This is a genomic window from Herbiconiux sp. (genome assembly GCF_023264855.1).
Taxonomy (GTDB): domain Bacteria; phylum Actinomycetota; class Actinomycetes; order Actinomycetales; family Microbacteriaceae; genus Herbiconiux.
In genome coordinates this window covers 139,787-157,020 of sequence record NZ_JAHFUW010000002.1, presented here as the reverse complement: position 1 = coordinate 157,020, position 17,234 = coordinate 139,787, and the positions used below count along the sequence as shown (strand labels likewise).

General features: G+C 70.3%; 20 protein-coding genes. 6 read left to right on the top strand and 14 right to left on the bottom strand.

The features are described from left to right. Positions 1–10 precede the first annotated feature (10 nt). A complete protein-coding gene (locus tag Q0D75_RS01765; protein ID WP_291048670.1) occupies positions 11–895 on the top strand; it encodes an SDR family oxidoreductase in 885 nt (294 codons plus the stop codon). Between the two features lie 43 nt (positions 896–938). Here Q0D75_RS01765 and Q0D75_RS01760 read toward each other — a convergent pair whose 3' ends face one another. Next, positions 939–1,943 (bottom strand): hypothetical protein, encoded by a 1,005-nt coding sequence (locus Q0D75_RS01760; protein ID WP_291048649.1) that lies wholly within the window; start codon positions 1,941–1,943, stop codon positions 939–941. Between the two features lie 66 nt (positions 1,944–2,009). On the opposite strand from Q0D75_RS01760, the gene pyrE reads away from it, so the two are divergent. From pyrE to Q0D75_RS01745, 3 genes are read left to right on the top strand one after another with little or no spacing between them, the layout of a single operon-like run. After that, positions 2,010–2,558, top strand: a complete 549-nt coding sequence (pyrE, locus tag Q0D75_RS01755) for an orotate phosphoribosyltransferase (RefSeq protein WP_291048648.1) — start codon at positions 2,010–2,012, stop codon at positions 2,556–2,558. 2 nt (positions 2,559–2,560) lie between these two features. Beyond that, positions 2,561–3,256, top strand: coding sequence for a septum formation family protein (locus Q0D75_RS01750; RefSeq protein WP_291048645.1), 696 nt, complete (start codon positions 2,561–2,563; stop codon positions 3,254–3,256). Positions 3,257–3,300: 44 nt separating this feature from the next. Beyond that, entirely contained in the window at positions 3,301–5,226 is a 1,926-nt protein-coding gene (locus tag Q0D75_RS01745) for a DUF2207 domain-containing protein (RefSeq protein ID WP_291048643.1), read from the top strand. 31 nt (positions 5,227–5,257) lie between these two features. On the opposite strand, the gene Q0D75_RS01740 is transcribed toward Q0D75_RS01745, so the two are convergent. Next, positions 5,258–5,638, bottom strand: a complete 381-nt coding sequence (locus Q0D75_RS01740; RefSeq protein WP_291048641.1) for a DUF4190 domain-containing protein — start codon at positions 5,636–5,638, stop codon at positions 5,258–5,260. Between the two features lie 75 nt (positions 5,639–5,713). Then, the gene (locus tag Q0D75_RS01735; protein ID WP_291048638.1) at positions 5,714–6,985 is read right to left on the bottom strand and encodes an LCP family protein; all 1,272 of its coding nucleotides are present in this window, start codon (positions 6,983–6,985) and stop codon (positions 5,714–5,716) included. Between the two features lie 202 nt (positions 6,986–7,187). On the opposite strand from Q0D75_RS01735, the gene Q0D75_RS01730 reads away from it, so the two are divergent. Both Q0D75_RS01730 and Q0D75_RS01725 read left to right on the top strand, forming a co-directional pair. After that, positions 7,188–7,340, top strand: a complete 153-nt coding sequence (locus Q0D75_RS01730) for a hypothetical protein (protein ID WP_291048635.1) — start codon at positions 7,188–7,190, stop codon at positions 7,338–7,340. Positions 7,341–7,347: 7 nt separating this feature from the next. Beyond that, positions 7,348–7,881, top strand: coding sequence for an Lrp/AsnC family transcriptional regulator (locus Q0D75_RS01725; protein WP_291048632.1), 534 nt, complete (start codon positions 7,348–7,350; stop codon positions 7,879–7,881). Between the two features lie 21 nt (positions 7,882–7,902). On the opposite strand, the gene Q0D75_RS01720 is transcribed toward Q0D75_RS01725, so the two are convergent. The 11 genes from Q0D75_RS01720 to Q0D75_RS01670 all read right to left on the bottom strand — a co-directional run bounded on the left by Q0D75_RS01720 (position 7,903) and on the right by Q0D75_RS01670 (position 17,094). Beyond that, the gene (locus tag Q0D75_RS01720) at positions 7,903–8,895 is read right to left on the bottom strand and encodes a Gfo/Idh/MocA family oxidoreductase (protein WP_291048630.1); all 993 of its coding nucleotides are present in this window, start codon (positions 8,893–8,895) and stop codon (positions 7,903–7,905) included. Then, positions 8,892–9,401 carry an Lrp/AsnC family transcriptional regulator gene (locus Q0D75_RS01715; protein ID WP_291048628.1) on the bottom strand — a complete coding sequence of 170 codons (510 nt, stop codon included), beginning with the start codon at positions 9,399–9,401 and terminating at the stop codon, positions 8,892–8,894. The genes Q0D75_RS01720 and Q0D75_RS01715 overlap by 4 nt, the downstream gene beginning before the upstream one ends. Positions 9,402–9,434: 33 nt before the next feature. After that, the gene (locus Q0D75_RS01710; protein WP_291048626.1) at positions 9,435–10,169 is read right to left on the bottom strand and encodes a 3-keto-5-aminohexanoate cleavage protein; all 735 of its coding nucleotides are present in this window, start codon (positions 10,167–10,169) and stop codon (positions 9,435–9,437) included. Positions 10,170–10,258: 89 nt separating this feature from the next. Beyond that, positions 10,259–10,945 carry an RraA family protein gene (locus Q0D75_RS01705; protein WP_291048625.1) on the bottom strand — a complete coding sequence of 229 codons (687 nt, stop codon included), beginning with the start codon at positions 10,943–10,945 and terminating at the stop codon, positions 10,259–10,261. Positions 10,946–11,000: 55 nt separating this feature from the next. Then, entirely contained in the window at positions 11,001–11,846 is an 846-nt protein-coding gene (locus tag Q0D75_RS01700) for a carbon-nitrogen hydrolase family protein (protein ID WP_291048623.1), read from the bottom strand. Further along, positions 11,843–12,955 (bottom strand): ABC transporter ATP-binding protein, encoded by a 1,113-nt coding sequence (locus tag Q0D75_RS01695; RefSeq protein ID WP_291048621.1) that lies wholly within the window; start codon positions 12,953–12,955, stop codon positions 11,843–11,845. Before Q0D75_RS01695 ends, Q0D75_RS01700 begins: the two co-directional genes overlap by 4 nt. Positions 12,956–13,004: 49 nt before the next feature. Then, a complete protein-coding gene (locus Q0D75_RS01690) occupies positions 13,005–14,078 on the bottom strand; it encodes a spermidine/putrescine ABC transporter substrate-binding protein (protein ID WP_291048619.1) in 1,074 nt (357 codons plus the stop codon). A 95-nt stretch (positions 14,079–14,173) separates the two neighbouring features. Next, positions 14,174–14,956 (bottom strand): ABC transporter permease, encoded by a 783-nt coding sequence (locus tag Q0D75_RS01685; RefSeq protein WP_291048617.1) that lies wholly within the window; start codon positions 14,954–14,956, stop codon positions 14,174–14,176. Then, positions 14,956–15,867, bottom strand: a complete 912-nt coding sequence (locus Q0D75_RS01680) for an ABC transporter permease (RefSeq protein ID WP_291048615.1) — start codon at positions 15,865–15,867, stop codon at positions 14,956–14,958. The genes Q0D75_RS01685 and Q0D75_RS01680 overlap by 1 nt, the downstream gene beginning before the upstream one ends. 200 nt (positions 15,868–16,067) lie before the next feature. Beyond that, a complete protein-coding gene (locus Q0D75_RS01675) occupies positions 16,068–16,469 on the bottom strand; it encodes a hypothetical protein (protein ID WP_291048613.1) in 402 nt (133 codons plus the stop codon). Next, a complete protein-coding gene (locus Q0D75_RS01670) occupies positions 16,462–17,094 on the bottom strand; it encodes a nucleotidyltransferase domain-containing protein (RefSeq protein ID WP_291048611.1) in 633 nt (210 codons plus the stop codon). The genes Q0D75_RS01675 and Q0D75_RS01670 overlap by 8 nt, the downstream gene beginning before the upstream one ends. Positions 17,095–17,234 lie beyond the last annotated feature (140 nt).

Below are 17,234 nucleotides of genomic sequence, written 5' to 3'. Positions count from 1 at the left end.
AGTCAGGCGGATCGGGATCACGGGCGCGAGCGGCGGCATCGGTGGGCGCGTGGCGCGTCTGCTCGAGGCGGCCGGAGCCGGGCCCCGGTTGCGCCTGATCGTGCGCGACGCCGCCCGGGCGCCGCAGATCGCGGGGGCCGAGGTCGCCGTGGCGACCTACTCCGACGGGCCGGCCGCGCGCGCCGCACTCGAGGGCGTCGACGTGCTGCTCATGGTGTCGGCGGCAGAGAACGCCGACCGTCTCGCCGAGCACCGGAGCTTCGTCGAGGCGGCGCGCGCATCCGGAGTCGGCCACGTGGTCTACACCTCGTTCTTCGGGGCGGCCCCGGATGCCACGTTCACCCTCGCCCGCGATCACTTCGTGACCGAGAACCTCATCCGCGACGCGGGCCTCGGGCACACCTTCCTGCGCGACAACCTCTACACCGACTTCCTGCCGATGCTCGCGGGCGAGGACGGCGTCATCCGCGGCCCCGCGGGCACGGGCCGGGTGGCCTCGGTCACCCGCGACGACGTGGCCGAGTGCGCGGTGGCGGCCCTCCTGGCACCGGATGCGCACGCCGGCGCCACCTACGAGCTGACGGGCCCCGAGGCGCTCACCCTGGGCGAGGTCGCCGCGATCGTGAGCGACGAGCGGGGGGCCGCGCAGGCCGGGAATCCGGATGCCGCAGTCGGCTCAGCGGCACCGGTCACCTTCCACGACGAATCGCTCGACGAGGCCTACGCCTCCCGGGCCGTCTACGGCGCCCCGGACTGGCAGGTCGACGCCTGGGTGAGCACTTACACGGCGATCGCCGCGGGCGAACTGGCCCGGGTCACCGACGACGTGCGCCGCCTCACCGGGCACGCGCCGCGGTCGCTCCGCGACTTCCTTCGGGCTGAATCGGGAGCCTGAACCCGCTGACCGAACACGAGCCAGCCGGGCGGTCCCGCCCGCGCTAACCGACGCGCTCGAGCCGGCCGAGCTCGGCGCCGGCGCGGTCGAACAGGCGCAGGTACCCCTCGTCGAGCGCGATGGTGGTGGTGCGGGTCTCCCACGCCGGCCAGCGGGGCGAGCATCCGATGGCGCTGCGCGCATAGGACGTGGCGAGGAAGCCGTCGCCATCGCCCGACCACACCAGTGCGAAGGCCTCCGCTTGCTCGGGGGTCGGCTCGTCGGTGGTGGCGGAACCGAAGGAGGCGCAGTCGTCGAAGCTGTAGTGCCCGTCGGCGGTGAACGTGATCGTGGCGCGGTCCGCGTCGGCGACGAGGGCGAGGTCGGCGCCGGGGCCGACCGGCGTCCAGGTACCGACGAGGTCGTCGGCGCTCGCTGCCTCCAGACCGGCCGCGAGCGGTGCGGCCACGCGCACCCGTTCGGGGTCGAGCACAGTCGGCACCGGAAGCGGCGAGGGGCCGGTGCCTTCCGGCAGCTCCGGTCGTCCCTCCGCGGGGTCCAGGCGCGCGAGCATCCGTCCGCCCTCGTCGGTCAGCTCCCACCCCGCACCGGATGCCCGGTAGCCGCGCGCGGCGGTGAGCCACGGCACACTCGGAACCACCATCGTGGTATCGCCGAAGCAGAATCCCGAACCGCCGCTGAGGTGCGCGACCAGGTGCTCCTCCGACGCGGCGAAGTCGAACGAGATCGAGCCGCAGTCGCGGAACACCTCGACGCCGCTGCCGTCGGGCCCGATCCCGATGCCGACGTAGGCGCCCGGCAGCTCGCCCTCGGCGTCGCTCACCTGCCAGAACCCGGCGAGCCCGACCGCGCGCGACTGCTCGCCGGCGCCCACCGGGTCTCCCGGCAGCAGCGGATCGTCGACGTTGAAGGGCGCAGACACAGCCGGTGACGCCGACGGGGTCGGGGCGCCCTCGGCCATGCACCCGCTCAGCGCACAGAGAAGCGCCGCCGCCACCCCCACAGCGACCGCGAGCGGCAGCCGGGCCGAGCCGATTCTGCGAGCCATGCCCCCAGACTATTCGACCGGTGTCGCCCGAGTCCCGGCGGATCGGCGCCGCACTAAACTGGGGGCGTGACAGACGCGCGCAGCCAACTCATCGAGTACATCAAGTCCGACGCCGTGTTCCACGGCGACTTCACGCTCTCCAGCGGCAAGCAGGCGAGCTACTACGTCGACCTGCGCAAGGTCTCGCTCGACCACCGCGTCGCCCCGCTGATCGGCCAGGTCATGCTCGACCTGATCGCCGGCATCAAGGATGTCGACGCCGTCGGCGGGCTCACCATGGGCGCCGACCCGATCGCCTCCGCCGTGCTGCACCAGGGTGCGGCCCGGGGCCTCGCCTACGACGCCTTCGTGGTGCGCAAGGAGCCGAAAGACCACGGCCGCGGCCGGCAGGTCGAGGGTCCGGATGTCGCGGGCAAGCGCGTGATCGTGCTCGAAGACACCTCCACCACCGGCGGATCGCCGCTGGCTGCCATCGCCGCCCTCGAGAAAGCCGGCGCCATCATCGCGGGCGTCGCCGTGGTGGTCGACCGCAACACCGGTGCGGGCGCGCGGATCGAAGAGGCCGGTTACCCCTACCACTACGCGATCGGGCTGGCGGACCTCGGTCTGGAGTGACCGTGACCGGCCCCGCGAGCGACACCCCGGGAGCCCCGGCCGGGCCGGGCGGCTCTGCCCGCGGGCGCCTCTCGACGCGGCTGAGCCTGATCGTCGGCGGCGTGCTGGTGCTCGCGGTCGTCGTGGCGCTGTTCTTCGCGGGTCTGCGGGTCGGCGAGAACACGGCGGGCGACGGATCGGCGAACGCCCCGGCCGACGCAGCCCTCACGTCCCCCGGGGCATCCGCGTCCCCGATGCCGTCCCCGGCCGCCACGCCCACGCCCACTCCCGAGGCGGCGACCGACGCCGATGCCTCCGCCCCGCCCGGCCCGCTCGCCCCGGGCGTGCACGCCTGGGACGCCCTGCACGGCGGCGAGTGCCTCACCGGATACAGCTCGCCCTGGGCCGAGGAGTTCACCGTCGTCGACTGCGCCGAACCGCACACCGCCCAGCTGGTGTCGACCGGTGTCTCCGCCGAAGCCGCCACCGCTCCGTACCCGGGTGAGGCCGAACTCACCTCACGCCTGAACCTGCTCTGCACCGCTCCGGCTGCCCTCGACTACGCCGCCGCCGAGGCCCTCGCCGACCTGCAGTGGCAGGCCTCCTATCCGGCCGACGAGGCCGAGTGGTCCACCGGCGCACGCGGCTACTCCTGCTTCTTCAGCCGCAGTTCGGGCGAGCCGCTCGCGGGCTCGCTCGCCGCCGCCCCGGCGGGATGAGAATTCCTCCGCACCGTCGGCGGTGCGGGTTAGAGTGAAGTCCCATGCGTAGAGCAGCAGCCGCCTCCGTCCGATCCGCCGTCCGCGGTGCCGCCATCGCGATCGCCGCGCTGCTCGTCGGAGCCGCGCTCCTGGCCGGGGGCGCCTCCGCCTCCGCGGCCACCGCATCCGCTCACGCTGCATCCGCCACCGCCTCCGCTCCGGCCGCCGTCTCCGCCGCACCCGGCGACGTCAACGACTTCCGCTTCGCCTCCTTCGACGCGCAGTACGCGCTCGGCATCGACGACACCGGCCACTCCACACTTCAGACCGTCGAGACCTTCGTCGCGGTGTTCCCCGACACCGACCAGAACCGCGGCATCCAGCGCGCCATCCCCCTGCGTTACCAGGGGCATCCCACCGGTCTCACGCTCGACTCGGTGACGGATGCGGCGGGCACGCCTCGCGAGTACGAGACCGAGACCGACGACGAGAACCTCGTCATCACCATCCGCGGCGACGACTACGTGCACGGCGAGCAGGTCTACGTACTCACCTATCGCCAGGTCGACGTCACGGCCTACTACTCCGACACCGATGACGACGAGTTCTACCGGGACACCAACGGCACCCTCTGGCAGCAGCCGTTCGCGGTACACACCACCACGACCACGGTGGCTCCCGAGCTGGTCGGGGCGCTCACGGGCAGTACCGGATGCTTCGTCGGCCCCGAGGGCTCGAACACTCCCTGCACCATCAGCGAGGGCGACCGCGGCGACGACACCGTCGAGGGAACCGCGGTCTTCACCACCCGCAACGACGATCTCGGCCCGGGCGACAACGTCACCATCGGCATCGCCTTCGAACCCCACACCTTCGCCGAGCGCGACACCTCCTACCTCGCGGGCGCGTCGAGCTGGGCGCAGCTGGTGGCGATGGTGCTGGCCGCCCTCACGGCCGTGCTGGCCCTGATCTACCGCTTCACCGGGCTGCGCGACGCCCCGGGCCGGCCGGTCGTCGTGCCCGAATACACCCCGCCTCCCGGGGCCGACCTGTTGATCGCGGCCGCCGTGATGAAGAAGACCCCGCGCGCAGCGGCGGCCTCGTTCGTCGACTTCGCCGTACGCCACAAGGCGCAGATCGTGGAGCAGACCGAGCAGGGGGTCTTCTCCGAGAAGCAGGTCTACTGGCTGCGGCTGCTGACCGCGCATGGGCTGAACACGAGCGAGCTAGAGCTCGCCCGCGCGCTGTTCGGCCCCGAGCTCACGCCGGGCGCCTGGCGGGAGCTCAAGAAGAACGACACGGGGCTCGCGAAGCAGATCGCGAGCATCCTGCAATCCACCCGTAAGCGTTCGCTCAGCGAGGGCTACTTCCGCTCGGGCCTGCGCTGGCAGGGCTCGGTGCTGCTGGTGCTCGCCCTCCTGTTCACGGGAGTGGCGGTCGTGACGGGATTCGCCTCGCTCGACGCCGACCTCGGTGGCGGCCTGCCGTTCGCCTTCGGCTTCATCGCCGTGGCGGCCCTCGTGGTGGTGGGGATCGGGGCGTTCCGCTCGCCGCTCACCGCGAAGGGGGCCGAGCTGCGCGACTACATCGAGGGCATCCGGATGTACATCGAGTGGGCGGAGGAAGACCGGTTCCGGATGCTGCAGAGCCCCGAGGGGGCGCTTCGCACGGGTGTGAACGCGCCCGACTGGGGCCAGGTGGTGAAGCTCTACGAGAAGCTCCTGCCGTACGCGGTGCTGCTCGACCTGGAGTCGGAGTGGGCGAAGGTGCTCGGCACCTACTACGAGAGCCTCGGCAATCAGCCCGACTGGTACGGCGGCAACTCGGGCGCCTTCAACGCGGCGCTGTTCGCCTCGAGCATCGGCTCGATGTCGTCAGCCGCCTCGACGGCGTACTCCGGCAGCTCGTCGAGCAGCTCGAGCGGCTTCTCCGGCGGAGGCGGCTTCTCGGGTGGTGGCGGCGGAGGCGGTGGTGGCGGAGGCGTCTGAGCGACGCCCCCGCCTCTGACACCATCCGGGGTCAGTACTGCGCGGCGGCCCCGATGAGGGCGAGGCCCGCGGCGCCGATCCAGAAGAAGGCGACCAGCAGCCAGCCGGCCAGGGTGACGTAGCCGAGGATCAGGCCGGCGAGGGTGAGCCCGCGGCCTTCCTCGCCCGTGCGCTTGATCTGCCCGAGCGCGATGTGGCCGGTGATCACCGGTACCAGGCCGAAGCCGAGCACACCGAGCACGAGTGTGATGATGCCGAGCGTGTTGGTCTTCGCCTGCGCGGGGTAGGCGTAGGGCTGAGGTCCGGCGGGGATCGGCGGAACCTCCGAGGCCGCCGACGTAGGGGCGGTGGCGGTGGGGGCGGTGATGGTCGGGGTGGTCGTGGTCTCTGGGGTGATGGTGTCGTTCGTCATGCTTCAACGCTACGGAGCAGCCCGCGCACCCGGATCAGACCACAGGCTGATCCGGGTGGTACCGCGGGATGAAGCTCAGTCCGAGAACGCGTTGGCGCAGGTCTGCTCGGCCGCGGTCTGGCCCTTCAGACCCTCCACCACGTCGGGAGTCGCCGTGCTGTCGGTCGGCGCGTCGGTCGCATCCGGGATCTGCGAGGCGCTCGGATCGGGCTCGGCCGTGGCGACCGGTGCCTCGGGGTCGGCCACGATCGTCGATCCGGTGCCCGTGGCGTCTTCGCCCAGCGTGAACGGCTGGTCGGCCTGCAGGCGGGTGAACAGTTCGTCGGCCAGCGTCTGCACCGGCACCACCTTGTTCGGGAACTCCTCGGACGAGCCGGAGGGGTACTGCACGAACACGATGTTGTTCAGGTCGACGTCTTTGAGCGTCAGCGCGAGCGACACCATCGAGTCGAGGCTGGTGAGCGAGGTCGAGAGCTGGATGTTCTGCGCGGCGGCCTGCGCGAGACCGTAGAGCTTGGTGAGGTCGGTGAGCGTGTTGGCGCTCTTCAGGGTGCGCACCATCGACGAGAGGTACTGCTGCTGCGAGGCGATGCGCGACAGGTCGCTGCCGTCGCCCACGCCGTGCCGGTTGCGCAGGAACGCGAGCGCCATCTGGCCCTCGATCACCGTGGTGCCGGCGGGGAGGTCGAGGCCGGAGTCGGCGTCGAAGATCGGCTCGACGAGGCACACGGGCACGCCGCCGACGGCGTTCGTCATCTCGATGACCCCGTTGAACGAGGTGGCGGCCGCGTAGTTGATGTCGAGCCCGGTGAGGTTCTCGATGGTGGAGTTCACGCAGGCGAGTCCGCCGCGGCCGAAGGCGTCGTTCAGCGGCTGGGCGCTCATGGCGTCGAAGACCTCACCCGTGTTGGGGTCGGTGCACTCCGGATGCGCGATCACGAGGTCGCGCGGAAAGCTCACGACGACCGCGTTCTTGTGGTCGGCGGAGACGTGCAGGAGGATGTTGACGTCGTTCAGCGTCGCATCCCGCTCGCCGAAGCTGTCGCCCTGGTTGGGGTCGTTGTCGGTGCCGACCACGAGCAGGTTGAAGCCGCCCTCGAAGGCGCCGAGCACCGGGGGCGCGGCGGGGGCGTCGCCGCCGCCGGAGATGTCGACCGCATTGGCCGAGACCTGCTGCGCGATGCTGTTGACGGCGTAGGCCGTGACGGCTCCGGCGCTCACGAGAGCCACGGCCACCACCACGGCGAGGGTCTTGAAGACGGCCGAAACGGGGCCGGAGGTGTGCAGTCGTCCGTGCCGGATGGAGCCGGAAGACGGCCGCTTCGGGCGTCGGTCGGTTTCGTTCACAGGCGTCTCTTTCGTGCACGAGCGGGCGGTTCGCCGCTTCGCCGGTCGATACTAGCCGACGGATCGGGCAGGTGACCGGGCATTCTCCCAGGGTGAGCAGTGTGCCGCACGTGCTGCGGTCCGGCTGTCGTGGCAGGAAAACGATGAATATAGGCACACCGGCCACTCGTGTCCGAATGTGTCTGCTCGTAGCGTTACTGCCATGACCGCTTTCCTCGTTCTCCTCGCCCTGCTCGCCGCGGTGGCTGTATCGGCCACCGTCCTCTGCGCCGTCCGTGACGGCTACGGGCGCACCCGCACCCGCCTCTCCGGCCCGCACTACGGTCGCGCGCCCGAGCGCTCTCGCGTGCTGTAATTGGGCCGTGGAGCTGGAAGCAATCGATGTGATCGACCGCAAGATCATCGATCAGCTGCGCCTGGACGGCCGGCGCTCCTTCGGTCAGATCGCCCGCTACGTCGGGCTCTCCGAGGGCAGCGTGCGCCAGCGCTACCACCGTCTGCTGGCGCTCGGCGTGGTGCAGGTGGTCGGGATGCCGAACAGCCCGCGGCTCGGCTGGGTCGAGGCCCGGCTGTCGATCCGGGTGCGCGGTGCCACCGTCGAGAGCGTGGCGCGGGCGCTCGCCGATCTGCCCGAGGTGCGTTTCGTGGGCGCCTGCATCGGCTCGTTCGATCTCAGTGTCGACGTGCGCTGCGACGATCAGGAGCAGATGAACGCCTTCCTGATCGACCGGGTGCGCACCGTGCTCGGCATCGACGCGCTCGAGACCGACACCGTGCTCGAGATCGTCAAGGACGAGTACCTCTGGTCGGGATTCCGCGATCCCGTGGGCCGGCCGACGCGCCCGCATCCGTCGGCCGGGTCCGCCGGGGTCGCCGGGGCTGTCGAGCGACTCTAGGCGTTCGCCGCATCCGCCCGCTCAGGCGTCGTAGTCGACGCCGATCAGCGCGCGCACCTCGTCGAGCAGCTCCATGATCTGCACCGACTCGGCCAGCGGGAGGATCGGGCTGTCGAGCGATCCGGCCCGCAGCTGCTCCTCGACGTGCGCCGCCTGGTACTGCATCCCCCGGCCGGTCACCTCGGAGGTGAAGTGCTCGCGCAGCGCGCCGTCGGCTCCGAACCAGCGGAAGGAGGTGGGCGAGTACCAGACCTGGTCGATCTCGATCCGGCCCTGCTCGCCGTGCACCGCCGCGCGGGTGGCGCCCGCCGAGATCGCCGAGGAGAAGGTCGACGCCATCGCGCCGTCGGCGTGCACCGTGCTCGTGCCCACCTGGCTGTCGGTGCCCTCCGAATTGAGCACGCCGGCAGCGGCGACCGCGACCGGGGCGCCGAGCAGCTGGTTGGCGAACGAGATGGGATAGATGCCGAGGTCGAGCAGCGCGCCGCCGCCCAGCTCTTTGCTGACGAGCCGGTGGGAGGGGTCGCGCGGCAGATCCTGCGTGTGATCGGCCACGACCGAGGTCACGCGCCCGAGCTCGCCACCCTGCACGATGTCGGCGATCCGGCGCATGTGCGGCAGGAAGCGGGTCCACATCGCCTCCATCGCGAAGCGGCCGTTGCGCCGGGCGGCGTCGGCGATCGCGGCCGCCTCCGCGCCGGTGAGCGCGATCGGCTTCTCCACCAGCACGTGCTTGCCGGCGTCGAGCGCGGCGACCGCGTTGCGGGCGTGCCACGGATGCGGGGTCGCCACGTAGATCACGTCGACCTCGGGATCGGCGTAGAGCGCTTCGTACGACGCGTGAGCCCGGCCGATCCCGTGTTCACGGGCGAAGCGCTCGGCGCTCTCGGCGGTTCGCGAGGCGACGGCGGTGACGGTGTGACCGTGCAGCAGCAGGTCGGAAGCGAAGGCGGCGGCGATCCCGCCGGTGGCCAGGATTCCCCAGCGGATGGGAGCGGATGCGGTGTCGGTCATGGGTGTCCTCCTGGGTCGTTGATGGGAAGGCCGGATCCGCCGACCGCGCGCTGGCCGGACTGATCGCGCAGCCCGTTCCAGGAGTAGTCCTTGTACAGGCGGGTCAGCACGAACTGGTCGATCGTGACGACGCCCGGTGTGCGCCGGATGTCGTCGAGCAGGTCGGCGAGCTGCCCCAGATCGCGCGGGGTGGCCTCGAGGTAGATGTCGTGGGCACCCGAGGTGAGCGAGAGGTGCCCGATCATCGGGATCGACGTGAGCGACTTCGCCACATTGCGCGGGCTCAGGCCGTGCACCGTCAGCAGCAGTCGCACCGACTGGTGCCCCAGGGTGAGCGGGTTGCAGAGCGCGACGATCCGCAGCGTGCCGTTCGAGGTGAGCCGCTGCACCCGCGCCCGCACGGTGGCCTCGGAGACGCCCACGATCGCGGCGATGTCGGTGAAGGCGCGCCGCCCGTCCTCGCCGAGCAGCTCGACGAGCCGCCGATCCAGGTCGTCTGCTGCCATCCCCCTATTCTGGCCCCTGCTCACCCTCAGGGGTCAGGCGGTGAGCTGCAGCTCCAGGGAGCGGGCGAGAGCCACCATGGCGGTGTTGTCGGGGGCGGGGGTACCGTCGTCGAGGGTGAGCATGTCTTCGAAGCCGACGCGCACCTCGACGCCGTCCTCGATCGCGGCACGCACGACCGGCCAGGCCGTGGCGTCGTAGCCGTGGTAGAGCAGGGGGGCGGTGACGCCCGCCTCGCGGAGTGCAGCGGCGATCGCGCGCGAGTGCGCCACGGCGGCCGCCGGATCCTCGTCCTCCGGCTCGATCAGGATGCGCACGTTCTGGTGCAGGGTCGGCGAGGCCAGCAGCGCCGGCACCTCGCGCAGGTGCCAGACGGCGCTCTCCAGGATCATGCCGCGCTCGAGCACGAGCACGGCGGCCTCGGCGGCGCCCTCCTCGGAGAAGGCCACGGAGGCGAAGTCGGGCAGCGCGTCGGCCGGCCACGCGGCGAGGTGCCGCATCCGCTCGTCGTGCCCGGAACAGGTCCAGAGGCCCGTGGTGGTGCCCACCACGATCGACGGATCGGCCGCCTTCACCGCGCGCACCATGGCGGCCACCGCGGACGGCTCGATGGTCTGCCCGCCGTCGGCGGTGCGCACGTGGGCGTGCACCACGTCGGCACCCGCTTGCACGGCGGCCAAGGCGGCGGTGGCGATCTCGGCGTCGGTGAGGGGGATGGCGGGGTGCTCGTCGCGGCCCCGGCCTCCGTTGATGGCGGCCTTGATCAGCATGTGGTGCTCCGTGGTTCGTGGTGGGGGGAAGAGTGAAGCAGATGGGACGGCCGGTTCGGGTTCCGCAGCCGCCCCACCTGGCAAGGGGGCTAGTGCGCCGAAGCGGCGTCCGGGCCGAGGGCGGCCAGGGCCGCCGAGGCGCCGGTGAGATCGCCGAGCCGCGCGCCGGAGCGCAGCTCCTCCACCAGCTCGGGCTCCTCGGCGTCGTCGGCCAGCGCCGTGTCGACTATCGCCGCTGCCACCGAGGGGGCCGCGAAGAACACGCCGTTGCGGTCGGCCAGCACCACGTCGCCCGGGTTCACCGCGACGCCGCCGCAGGTGACGGGCACGTTCACGCCGCCGGCATCCAGCGACAGCAGCTTGGTGGTGAGCACGCTCGAGCCGCGCGCGTAGACCGGCAGGCCGAACGGCTCCACCTCGTCGAGGTCGGTCACGACGCCGTCGACGATCACTCCGGCGGCGCCCCGGATCGCCAGCGTCGCCGCCAGCACCTCGCCCACCGGCGCGTGCCGGGTGTCTCCGCCGGTGTCGATCACGAACACGTCGCCCGGCTCGCACCAGCCCGCGGCGTGGTGCAGCGCGGTCGAGTCCTGGCCGGTGATGCGCACGGTGATGGCGCGCCCGACCACCCGCGATGTGCCGACGATGCGGCGGATGCCGAAGTCGGCGAAGCCCTCTTCGAGGTAGTGCCCGATGGTGGGGAACGAGACGCGCTGCAGCTTCGAGACGAGCGAGGCGTCGAGGGGAGCGGGCGTGGGCCCGGCGGTGAACGGCATGGTGGCTACTCCGAGGGGAAGACGGGACGGCGGGACGAGGAGGAGGAGGGCGCGATCAGAACGCGGCCGCCGCGACCGTGACGGTCGAGACGAGACGCCGGTTGGCGAGCGAGGGCAGGATGTCCCGCACCTCGGCCGTGCGGTCCAGCGAGATCTCGACGATCGCCACACCCGAGGCGACCGGCCCGAGGCCCACGCGCTCGACCCCCATTGGGTCGACGATCATGCTGTTCCCGATGCACTCCGGCGAGGTGGAGCTGGCGGCGAGCACCCAGCAGGTGTTCTCGATCGCGCGGGCCTTCACCAGCGTCTCCCAGTGCTCCTCCTTGCGGGCTCCCGCGACCCAGGCCGCCGAGATCGAGAGCACGTCGGCGCCTCGGGCCACGAGGTCGCGGCTGAGTTCGGGGAAGCGGATGTCGTAGCAGTTCACCAGGCCGATGGCCACGCCCTCGATCATCACCACCGGCGGCACCTCGTCACCACCGGTGACGTAGTCCGATTCGCGGTAGGAGAAGGCGTCGTAGAGGTGCAGCTTGCGGTACGACTCCACGAGCTCGCCGCGCGGGTTCACCACCACGATCGTGTTGTAGGGTCGGTCGCTGCCGGTGGGCTCGTAGCCGCCGGCCACGATCCAGAGCTCGTGCTCCACGGCGAGCACCGAGAGCTGGGCGAGAAACACGGGCCATTCCGCGGCCACGACCTCGCCGAGCGGTCCCTCGACCTCGCCGGCCAGCAGCATCGACTCCTCGGGGAAGACGACCAGCCGGGCTCCGGATGCCGCGGCCTCGGCCACGAGCACCGAGATCGTCTCGCGGTTGGCGGCGCCGTCGACGGTGGGCGCGAGCTGCGCGACGGCGGCGAGCAGAGAGGGGTTGGACGGGTTGACACTCGAGCGGCTCATGCGGCCACCTCCTCGGCGGGAAGAACGCGGGCGGCTTCGGCGAGCCAGGACAGCACGACGGATCCGCCGTTCGGGATGGCGCCGAGCGCGGCGGCCTCCTCGCCGCTCGGCACGCTGACGGTGAGCACGGCGTCGGAGGCGAGCCGCACGTGGAAGGTCCACTCGTCGCCGAGGAAGACGCGCTCCACGAGCGTGCCGGCCACGGCGCCGACGGGCGGGGTGCCGGTTCCGGAGGCGGTCATCCTGACCCGCTCCGGACGGATGGCGAGCGTGACGCCGGTGCCGGGTCGAGCATCCGGGGGAACGGATGCCGGCAGCTCGCCGACGCCGGGCACCACGACGGTGCGGCCCTGAGCATCCACCACCCCGTCGAGCACGTTGCAGCTGCCGATGAAGGTGGCGACGAACCGCGAGGCCGGGGCGTCGTAGATCTCGGTGGGCGAGGCGACCTGCAGCACGCGGCCCTCGCTCATCACGGCGATCCGGTCGCTCATGGTGAGCGCCTCCTCCTGATCGTGCGTGACGTAGATGAAGGTGATGCCCACCTCGCGCTGCATGCGCTTGAGCTCGAACTGCATCTCCTTGCGCAGCTTCTGGTCGAGCGCGCCGAGCGGCTCGTCCAGAAGCACCACGGCGGGGCGTCCCACCACGGCGCGGGCCAGGGCCACGCGCTGGCGCTGGCCGCCCGAGAGCTCGGCCGGCTTCCGCTCGGCATAGGCGCCGAGCCGCACGAGGTCGAGCGCCTCGCGCACCCGGCCGTCGATCTCGCGCTTCGGGGTGCGACGCACCCGCAGCTCGAAAGCGACGTTCTCGTACACCGAGAGGTGCGGGAACAGGGCGTAGCTCTGGAAGAGCATGTTGAGGTCGCGCGACTTGGTGGGAACGCCGTCGACGTTCTTGCCGTCGAGCTCCACCGAGCCGCCGGAGGGCGACTCGAAGCCGGTGATCATGCGCATCAGCGTGGTCTTTCCACAGCCTGAGGGGCCCAGGATGCTGAAGAACTCGTTGCGGCCGATCTCGAGGTCCAGGGGCTGGACGACCCGATTGGCTCCGAAGCTCTTGGTGAGGCCTGTCAGCTTCACCGCCGGCGACTCGGTGGTCTCGTTCATGGTTGTGCTCGTTCCTGCAGGGAGATTCGGTGCGCGGGGCGGATGCGGCCTAGGAGGCGCGGACGCGGGTCCAGCCGTCCTGGAAGAACGCCAGCGCGTCTCCCGGGTCGACGATGAACTCGGAGTTGGTCAGCGAGTCGGCCGGAGCGTAGATCGCGGGGTTCTCGACCTGGCTCTGGTCGGCCACCAGCGGGAGGGCGGCCTCGTTGGTGGAGGCGAGGGAGGCGTCATCCGTCACCAGGGCGGCGACCTCGGGGCGCAGGGTGTAGTTCAGCCACTGGTAGGCGGCGTCCTCGTTCTTGGTGTCCTTGACGATCGAGAAGCTGTCGGTCCAGAGCGTGCCGCCCTCTTCGGGGATGATGTAGTGCACGTCGGGGTTGGCCTCGACCGCGGTGGCCGAGGTGGTGCCCGAGTAGGCCTCGGCGATGCAGGCGTCGCCCGCACCGATCAGGTCGGCGTAGTTGCTGCTGTTGTAGCCCGCGAGAATCGACTTCTGCTCGAGCAGCGAGTCGGTGGCCTTCTCGATGTCGGCCTGGTCGGTAGTGGTGGCGCTCAGCCCGTTCACCTGGAGGCCGGCGATGTAGGCGGAGAGCATGTTGTCGAGCATGTAGACCTTGCCGGTGTAGGCCGGGTTCCACATGTCCGACCAGCCGGTGACGGGAGCGCCGGTGCAGGCCTCGTTGTAGAGGATTCCGGTGGTGCCCCAGGCCCACGGGATGGAGTGCTCGTTGCCGGGGTCGAAGCTCGGGTCGACGAACTTCTCGGCCAGGTTGTCGAAGCCCTCGAGCTTGGACTGGTCGATGGTGGCGATCAGGTCGCGGTCGACCATCAGCTGCACGGCGTACTGGCTGGGCTCGACGACGTCGTAGCCGGAGTTGCCGGCGGCCAGCTTGGAGATCATGGTCTCGTTGCTGTCGAAGGTGTCGACGGTGACCGTGATGCCGGTCTCGTCCTCGAAGCCCTGGATGACCGAGTCGGGGATCTCGCCCGCCCAGGCGTAGATGCTGAGCGTCTTCGATCCGGAGGCCGAGGTGGAGGAGGCGTCGCCGGAGGCGGAGCAGCCGGCGAGCACGGTGGCCGAGGCCAGCGCCACGGCGCCGAGGGCCAGGAACTTCTTGTTCATGTGGGGTGCCATCTTTCTGAGGAAATGGGGCGTTCGGGTTGGAGTGGTGCAGGGGTGGTGTGGTGCAGGGGTGGTGCGGATGCGGTGGTGCGGTCTTAAGGCCGGGGCCCGGCGAGGATGCGGCGCATCTGCGAGACGCCGACGATCAGGATGACGCCGAGGGTCAGCACGACCAGGATCGTGCCGAGCGCGTTGAGCTCGGGCGTCAGGCCGGTCTTCAGGCTGCTGTAGATGCGCAGCGGCAGCGTGGTGGTGCCCACGCCGGAGGTGAAGGTCGAGATGACGATGTTCGAGAACGAGGTGGTGAAGCTCAGCATGAACGCGGCCAGGATGCTGGGCCGCAGCAGCGGGAACAGCACCCGCCGGAACGTCATCCAGGGTGAGGCGCCGAGGTCGGTGGCGGCCTCGGAGAGACTCGGATCCAGCGAGCTCATCGCCCCCATCAGCACCAGGGTGGCCAGCGGCAGCGTGATCACGACGTGGCCGAGCACCAGCGTGAACAGGCCGGTCGGCACGCCGACTGTGCTGAACACGGTGAGCAGCGCCACACCGAGCACGATCTCGGGCACGATCAGCGGGATCAGGATGGCGCCCAGGAAGAAGCCGCGCCCCTTCACCCGGAACCGCACCAGCCCGAAGGCGGTGAGGAACCCGATCACCGTGGCCAGCAGCGCGGCGATCACACCCACGATGGCGCTCGTGCGCAGCGACTCGAGCAGCATCTGGTCGCGGAAGAGCTCGGCGTACCAGCGGAACGACAGCCCGTCGAAGCGGTAGCTCACCTCGGACGAATTGAAGGAGTAGACGATCAGGGCGGCGATCGGCAGGTAGAGGAAGACGAAGACGAGCCGGGCGATCCAGGAGGTGACGCGTTCCATCAGGCGGTCCCTTCCTTTCCGTTTCGGGCGGCCCGGGCGTTTCGCCGGCCGGCGGCACGCAGCAGCAGCCCGGCGCCGGCCACCGAGGCGAGCATCAGCACGAGCACCACCATGGACAGCGCGGCGCCGAGGGGCTCGTTGCGGAACTCGGTGAACAGCGTGACGATCAGGTTGCCGACCAGCGGATCCTTGCCGCCGCCCAGCAGCACCGGGATGACGAACACGCCGAGCGTGGGCACGAAGGTGAGCATCACGGATGACGCGAGGCCGGGTGCCGACAGCGGCACGAACACCCGGGCGTGGGTCTGCCACCAGCCGGCGCCGAGGTCGGCCGCCGCCTCCCGCAGCGAGGGGTCGATGGCGCGCATCGAGGCGTAGATCGGGAAGATCGCGACGGGCAGGAACGCGTAGAGGAGGGAGAGCGTCACGGCGGCCTGCGAGGGCACGAACGAGGTCGCCTCCACGCCGAACAGCTTCAGCAGCGTGATGAACGGGCCGCCCGAGCCGAGCAGGGTGATCCAGGCGAAGGTGCGCACCAGGAAGTCGGTGAGGAACGGGATGATCACGAGCACCAGCAGCACCGGCTGCGTCTTGGCCGGCCGGTTCGCGATGTAGTACGCCACGATGTAGCCGACGACAGTGCAGACCGCGGCGTTGAGCGCGGCCATGCCGAGGCTGTAGCCGAGGGTCTTGGCGTACACCGGGTCGAACAGCTTCCCGTAGTTGTCGAAGGTGAACCCGCCGAGGTTCCCGCCGAGCGGGTCGCTGATCGCGAAGCTGTCGCGGGCGATCACCGTGAGCGGCACGATCACCAGCAGCACGATCACGGCGACGGCCGGCAGCAGCATGACGTACCCCGTGAGGTTCGGGATGCTCCGGCGGCGGCCGGACGGTGCTGTGGGGGTGGTCACGGGAAGGGTCCTTCGGATCGGTGTGGGGTCAATACTGCGGCAGCGCACAACGCCCGAACCGGCGAACTGCCTCGTTTTCAGTGGCCCCCGTGTTTCGTGCTCGTGCAAATCGCAACCCCCAAGCGAAACATGACCACCGCTCCCGCGGAAATCCGCGCCCCAGCCCCCTGCGCAAGTCGCACCCGCGGTCGAGCGGGCCCTTATCGATCTTTGGCGTCGGCCTCTTGCACGATGTCGCGGGCCCATCTGATCAGGTCGGCCGCTTCGCTCGCGCTGATCGCGTCTGCGCCGTATTGCACCGGCGTCTTCTGAACAAGGAGTCGCTTCAGACTGTTGGCGGCTTTGGTCGAGGGGTGCGTGGCCTTCTTGAGAAGGCTGATGGCCTGAGCGTGGTCGTCACCGGCGCTGCGCTCGCCAAGAACGAGGCCGCAGATCGCATCGGCTGCTGCGATGCCGGCCAGAATCGCGTTCGACCCTGCGACCTTGTTCTCCGCGGCGGCGCCCGAGTCGAGAAGCTCGGCTGCTGAGAGGTACAGACGCGCTTCGTTGAGTCGGGCACGGGCTCCGGCCTTGTCCAACCTGACCGTGCTGTGCTTAGGCACGCGCGAGCTTCTCCGAATCAACCTGGCGGAGGAGCTGCTCGAATTCGGGGCCGATCAGCGTCACCGCGTCTTGACGCACAGACATCGCCAGGGGGCCGGCGCGTTCCATCGCCACTCGGAGCTCAGATCGGGTCAGATTGTAGAGGTGTCCTTCATTGCCGGTCCATGCCGTGATCTGGTCGGCCAGATCGAAAGCGAAGTCCACGATGGTGTCGTGTGCTGTGTCATCCGGATACACGACGAGGATGTCGATATCGGAGTCGGGTCCGGCTGATCTTCTCGCGAAAGATCCGTACAAGTAGGCCGCGAGTTCATCCCGCGTCGCCAACTCGCCTCGGAGACGATCGAGCAGCACTCGGCGGGCATCGACGGCCGCTTCGATTGCGGGCCAGAGGACGTGCTGCCGGTTGCCGCGCCAGAAGGTCGCGTTGCCGTGGGTCGTCAGCAGCACGAGGCCGGTGCCGGCGAGGCGAGCCAGGGCCTTGCGGACCCCGTAGGACGACGCAGAATCGATGAGTCGATGAATGTCTGCGGCACTGAATTCGGCGTCGGCGCCCGCCAGAACGCGAAGCGCCTCGGCCTCCACGGGGGAGGCGATGGTTCGGAGCGGCGATTCGAGGTCCATGGGACCATTGTGCAACTCAAGTTGCGATCTCGCAACCAAAGTTGCACTGAGGCAACTCGAGTTGCACATTCCGTTGTGCCTATCGAAATCGGCAGTGAACGTGGCACTATAGTTCTGCATCCATCGCATGGTGCGTGCTT